Annotated in this window: 6 protein-coding genes; 3 read left to right on the forward strand and 3 right to left on the reverse strand. The window is 48.4% G+C overall.

Going from position 1 to position 6361, the window contains the following annotated elements:
* Positions 1-300: 300 nt before the first annotated feature.
* Both JW881_10720 and JW881_10725 read right to left on the reverse strand, forming a co-directional pair.
* Positions 301-1365, reverse strand: a complete 1065-nt coding sequence (locus JW881_10720) for a beta-lactamase family protein (GenBank protein ID MBN1697976.1) — start codon at positions 1363-1365, stop codon at positions 301-303.
* Between the two features lie 16 nt (positions 1366-1381).
* Positions 1382-1933 (reverse strand): hypothetical protein, encoded by a 552-nt coding sequence (locus JW881_10725; GenBank protein ID MBN1697977.1) that lies wholly within the window; start codon positions 1931-1933, stop codon positions 1382-1384.
* Between the two features lie 295 nt (positions 1934-2228).
* Here JW881_10725 and JW881_10730 point away from each other — a divergent pair, with 295 nt between their 5' ends.
* Positions 2229-2771 carry a hypothetical protein gene (locus JW881_10730; GenBank protein MBN1697978.1) on the forward strand — a complete coding sequence of 181 codons (543 nt, stop codon included), beginning with the start codon at positions 2229-2231 and terminating at the stop codon, positions 2769-2771.
* Between the two features lie 310 nt (positions 2772-3081).
* Here JW881_10730 and JW881_10735 read toward each other — a convergent pair whose 3' ends face one another.
* Positions 3082-4686 (reverse strand): thiol-activated cytolysin family protein, encoded by a 1605-nt coding sequence (locus JW881_10735; GenBank protein MBN1697979.1) that lies wholly within the window; start codon positions 4684-4686, stop codon positions 3082-3084.
* A 276-nt stretch (positions 4687-4962) separates the two neighbouring features.
* On the opposite strand from JW881_10735, the gene JW881_10740 reads away from it, so the two are divergent.
* Together JW881_10740 and JW881_10745 are read left to right on the forward strand one after the other, a co-directional pair.
* Positions 4963-5580, forward strand: coding sequence for a sigma-70 family RNA polymerase sigma factor (locus tag JW881_10740; protein ID MBN1697980.1), 618 nt, complete (start codon positions 4963-4965; stop codon positions 5578-5580).
* Positions 5534-6361: FecR domain-containing protein (locus JW881_10745; GenBank protein ID MBN1697981.1), on the forward strand; the 828-nt coding region annotated here is incomplete at its 3' end. The genes JW881_10740 and JW881_10745, both read left to right, overlap by 47 nt.

Genomic DNA, 6361 nt, shown 5'->3' on the forward strand with positions numbered 1-6361 from the left:
CCGAATGACTCCATCAGTTGGTTTACCATACTGAAACTTCTACTTATAGAAGGCAATGATTGACAAAAAGGGGTCTTTAATGTACATTAATAGTATAAAAAAGGTGGGTGTTTTGGCCATAAAGAGAACAGCCGAGTGCTATCTATTATAATGGTTACATAACAAACATCGAAAACCATTGATTATTCGCGGCGCCCGGCAAGTTGAAAAATCGGCCCCTTTCGGGGAATTCGCGAAGAACAACAAACGTGTGATTCATGAAATAAACCTTGAACGCCGGCTTGAACTAAATACTTTCCATCACCAAAACTCGTCGTCGATTTCATCCCCAATGAGGTCCCCCAGGCTGCCGAGTCCCGCGTTGTAGAGCACGACATGAATATCTCCCGATTCCACATCCACCCAGCTCGTAAATGACGGGGTATAGATATAACCGTCAATATCGGGCATAAGCGGGAGGGAAGCATCCTCGAGCAGATGTCCCGCGGAGCCGTTCAGGAGATCGCGGAAGATAACGCAGATGTCCGATACCGTCGAAAACACGCCGGCCTCGCCGGTATAATACCCGACGAGTATCGAGGTGTTTTCGACGACTTCGCCTTCGGTGAAACTGAGATAGCTTTTGACGGGCCCGTCTTTTACCGAATCATAGCCGAACCAGGTATGGGTCAAACCAAGCGGGGTGACGATCCGTTCTTCGACGACCTGGGCGAGGGGTTTGCCTTCGATCGTTTCAATGCAGATTTGAAGGAGGATATCGTTTGTCGCCGCGTACGGAATCGTCCAGCCGCCGTCATCGGTCTTCTTTCCGAAGACGAACGGAAGAATATCGTCCGCCTTCCATTTTCTTCCCGGATGCGCCATCACGGCAAGGACGAACTCGACATCCTGGGAATAATCGTAAAGCCCGCTCGAATGGTTCATCAGCTGTTCGATCGTCACGCCGTATGAATCCAGGATATAAAGCTGCTGTTCTCCCGTGAGATAATCCCATATTTTGCTCGTCAACTCGAGTTTCAACTCCTCGATCAACTGCAGCGTAATGACGCAAAGAAAATAATGAGATACGGCAGCGGCATTGAAGATCGAATCGAATTGAACGTCCTCTCCGGTCGAAAGATCCGCCTTTCCGCCAACACCGATCCATGTGCCCTCGACGGGATAATCGACGCCGATCGCGATCCCGGGAATGCCCTTGGCCGTGTATTTGTTCATGAGTCCGGCGTACAAGGCGTTTGCCGAATGGGCGGGATTGTTTACCTGTGATGCCGGTGAGTTTTTCCCCGAATCATCCAGAATATCGCAGGTCATGCAAACGACCATGATGACGGGTACAAAGAGCAATAGCGACAACCGGTTTTCCATTGTGTTTCTTCCTTTCCTAAAAATGCCAGACAAAGCCGCCGTAAAAGGCGACATGAAGCATTGCCGGTACCGCCTCGTGAAAACCGATCTGTATGGAACACTCGTAGCGGAGAACGACCTCGAGCGGCACTACCGTAATTCGCGATAAATCATAGCCCAGACTCAATCCGAAGGGGAAATACGGATAGATATTACCGAAGGTAAACTCCGCTTTCTTGTACATCCCGTCATCGAAGACGTACTTCTCCCCTTCATAAAAGACGTCGATTATACCCGCCCCCAGGTACACCCCGATCGTCGCCTGGTCCTTGATCCACCATTTCATGTAACACAGGGTATTGAGGAATAACGAATGAAGCAGTCCGATGTGGTAAACATACCCTAAGTTGATGCACTGGATGTATGCGTAACCTCGCTTACCGCTCAAGCTGAACTCCACCCCGATCATTCCCCCCGGATTCGATGGGGAATTGAAAATCGGAAAACCGAAATTTTCACCGGCATATGAGAAGATCAGACCGAACCTCGAAGGTAGTCCGGAAGCGGTTTCTTCCGTAGTTTCTCCCACAGTTTCCTCCGCCGGTTCTTCTGCGGAAAGCGGGAAAATTACACAGAATAATAAAGACATGATGGCAATATATTTCACCATAAGAGGATTTTACCACAAAAAGCCGCCGGCTGCAACTTTTTTATATTGGCAGCGGTTCGTATACCATGCGGATTTAGGATGAAACAACAATGGCCGAACCGGCTGAAGAAACTGTCGGCTTTATTTATTGTATTTATTTAAAAAGAAATCAAAGCAGGATGCAATTTTAAAGCGTTATATAATGTATAGATATAAAAACAGTAAGGAGTAAACTATGATAGAATCAGTTCTACACGAATTCCATTGTGTTATAACCACTACAATGAGAAAGAAACTGAAAAACCAGAAATTATTCTGTTCCAGGGGTTCTCTATCCGGCATCATTGTCGGGATCATTTCCCTTTTCAATCCATTTACCCTGAAGGAACATCAATGGGGAAAACAACGTATGAGTCGGTATCAACCGGTATCGCACGATCACGATGAACACCGTGAACATATACATGTGTATTTTCCCGAGGATGTGTATAGGAAGGTTAAATTGCTGCACGCGGATTTGAACTTTTTCAGTATCGCACAGTTGGTGAGGTGGTTGTTGGAGTTGTTTTTGGAGATGTTCGAGAAATACGGTAATAAGGTGATCGAAGAATTTGAAAAAATATTTCTTGAATGGAATAATGAGGAGAGGCAAATACAACAAACTTCTCGAAGGAATTTACGACAATTGTTTAAGATAATTCAGCATTTGCAGGGTAGAAACAGCTTTATTTCCATGTATACATGCCATTATTCACCATTCTGGATACTCCGGCTTTAATACCATACATTCACCATCCACACCCCATCTCCTTCAAATACATCTCGTTCGAATCAAACAGAATGAATTTGCACAATAAGACAAATACAATCATACATACCGCGAGCCCCGACAAATTCTTTGTGCGAATGTTTCACAATCGGTTTATTTATTAATTCATACAGAATAACAATTTGCTATACTTGACCCGGACTATTCACAAGCAGCATCAATGAACCGTCGTCGATACGGCGTAAAAAAGCCGCGGGGGGATGATTCACCGACCCGCGGCAAACTATCCGTTCAAAGCCGTGTTCTTTCCAAACCGTTCCTAGTACACCGGTTCGATCCTTAAGGTGTAGTGGAAGGTTTTAATGACATTGTTTACTGGTTGCTTGAAAGAAAAAGAAAACTCTTCACCTGTCTGTGTCACCGGTATGTTTTTTGAATATACTAAAGTGGAACTGCTGCTGCCTCCGCAGGCGGTAGATGTGGTGTTTTTATGAACACTGATATCGAAGTAGCCGTCCGCGATATGTGCCTCATCCGGAAATACAAAAGTATATTCACCGGTTTGACCCTTATCGGGAAGCTTATAAACGACAGGATATGTCGTGTTCGCAATAGAGGTGTACTTCAATAGTATGGTTGCGTTGATTGAAAACCTGTTTGTACCCGATGCCGGTAGGCCAGGTGAGCACCAACCACTCACCGGATTACTCCCGCTGCTATCCTGTTGACTTGTCACAATCAGTTTATAATTTGTTTTCAGCGGCGCCGTCGTCGGATCAGGTTCTCCGTCTCCCCCGCATACCGTGACCTTTTTTTCGCTGTTGCAGACCATCTGCATGACCGTGTTGTCGCAGAGGTAATTCACCTGGTAGCTCAACGGTGAAACGGGCGTGCTTACCGTGTGGTTTCGGACATCCGTGAGGTAATTGGCGAACTCGAGGGGGTCAACGACCGCCGCGGCGGCGCTCTGGCTGTCACCCCCGATAATCACCGCCTTGATCGTGCAGCGGTTGATCACGTCCTGATCTTCAGTTGAAATAGTAACTTCAGCACCGCCGTGACCGAAGGGACCTGCTGCCGCTTTGAATCCGGCCTCGAATGCGTTCGTCACGGTTTCGACATCCTCTTCGGACTCGATGAAGAAAAGGGCCATCCGTCCGTAATTGATCTTCGCGACATATCCGGGCGAGACCAGGCCCGAAATCTGCCGGTGCAGGTCCTCGGCGGTCACCGAATCGGCAAAAAAGTCTTCAGGGGTTATCGGAATATCGATGGCGCAGTCATAGTAGACCTGGATGAATTTGTACAGGATCTTCGTTTTCATGCGGTAGCTTTCCCAATGGTAGATATCGTCGATCCATGATTTGAATATGCCCAAAAACGATGCGTCAGCGTGGATTCCGAACTCGCGCAGAAGATGCTCTCTGTCATAGATTTCATGGCAGGTATAATTCATATACGATGCCAAAGGGACATCCCTGTTTCTGAAAATAATTTCATTCAGCTTTTCCCGTGATTCTGAAAGGCATGGAGACGTCATTGTCGCCGCAACGGATTCCCCCGTGTTTTTAATCGAACACGAGATGGTCAACGGTTTCCGCTCGGCCATGATCGGCCGGTACTGGCCTGTTTTGATCGTTGCCCCGTCGATGAGGGACCCGGGCCAGATGACCATATTCTCGGGATCGAGTGAGAAAAGCTCGTTGAAACCGAGTTCGACCCGGTAGGAATAGACCCTGCACTCACCGTCATCGGATAATTCTTCGACAGCCCGGACATCCGCGTTATGCGGCGGCTGTTCGATTTTTCCAAGCCTGTCGATATAATGATCGAGCGGTTCGCCCGGATCGATACTGTCGCAGCCCGTTACCGCCATCACGATGGATACGGCAGCCATTATGATTATCAAAGATATTTTCTTCATTACTTCCTCCTTATATTATGTCACATGCTGTTATAACATTCTCGATTCATCGTCGTCCGGGGATACTCTCCCCGTCATTAAAAAATATAGTATATCATATTCTTTAAAATCCCGCACCTCCTTTTATATTTAATCAGATTCTCAGCAATTGCTTACATTTGAATAAGCGTTTGAGAAAAGGAAATCACGCGTTTTTTATCTTTTTTTTTACATCCCTCATCTTAAAAAAAACCGCATGATTGCCCCGTTTCGAACGCTTATATATAATGGAGGAAGATGGAGTTTACGCATGATTTCATACGACAACTCAAGGCCGGAAAAAAAGAGGCATTCGAACGGCTTTACGAACTCACCTGGGCTTCGCTTCTTGGCTTCATACAGTTCAAACTGCGTGGAAACCGGGAAACCTCGGAGGATATCCTTTCCGAGGTCTACTACGACGCCATGCTCTATGCCGGAACGCTGACCGCCGCCCACAACCTGATGTCCTGGCTTTACCGGATCGCGCGATCGAAGATCGTCGATTATTACCGGAAGATGAAGCGTGAAGACGCTTTGATACGGGTCCAGAAAACGATCGTGCGTGAGAAGAATATTCTCAACTATTTTTCCGATTCGCCTTCATCCGAGGTTCTCCGGCGGGAAGAAGACCTCATTCTCCGGATCGGGCTTTCACGGCTTTCCTCCGGCTACCGGGAAGTGCTGCGGCTGAAATACGAGGAAAAAAAGAGCGTGACCGAACTCGCGCGGGCAGCAGGAAAAACGGAAAAATCCATCGAATCGCTTCTCTTCAGGGCGAGGCGGAAACTCGAAGAGGAACTGCGCAGGGCAATGAAGGAAAAAATCTATGAGATACGGGAAGGAGGGGAAATCAATGCCGGAAAATCAGCGTGACGACCTGAAAATGGAACGTCTTATCGCGCGTGCACGGACGGCCCCGGACCTGCGTGAAGGGACGAAGGACAGAATTCTCGCCGGATTCGACTCGATCGGGAGGGGAAAGGGACGAAAGAGAAATCCTTTCCAATACCTCCGCTATCATCCGCGCGCGTTTCTCATCATCGTTATCCCCTTCTTCCTCCTCCTCTCCGTATGGGGAGCGTACCGGATCGTTCACGTTCCGCGGGAATATTATTCCCCGCTCGTTTTTTCATCCGGTGAGGCGCACCGTACCGGTACCCCGGAAACGCCCCTTGCCCCCGGAGATGAGATCGGTGAGGATGATACGGTCACGGTCGCCCCGGATGACGTATGCGATCTCGGCCTGGACGATACCCCCGTCTTCAGGTTCTTCCCCTCATCCCGCTTTACCGTGACGGATAATACCGCCTCTACGGACCGGCTCGTGATCCGGCTCGAGGCAGGAAGCCTTTATATCAACAGGGATCCCGAAAAAGCCGGAGTGAAAAAGGTCGCGATTGAAAGCGGGAATTACCGGTTTGTCCTCGAGGGAACGAGGGTTTTGTTCGAAAGCCTTCCCGAACGTCTCGATGTTTCCTGTTTCGAAGGAAGGGTGAGGGTGATCGCGGAAGAAGACAGGCGCCTCCGGGAATTGTTCCTGCTGCTGGCGGGTGAAAAAATCGGTATCGAACTGGGTGAAGCAAAGGGACACTACCGTATCGATCCCGTCACACGGGAAGACATCCGGATCGACGATGCCTTTATCGGGTTTCCC

Source organism: Spirochaetales bacterium, from assembly GCA_016930085.1.
GTDB lineage: Bacteria > Spirochaetota > Spirochaetia > SZUA-6 > JAFGRV01 > JAFGHO01.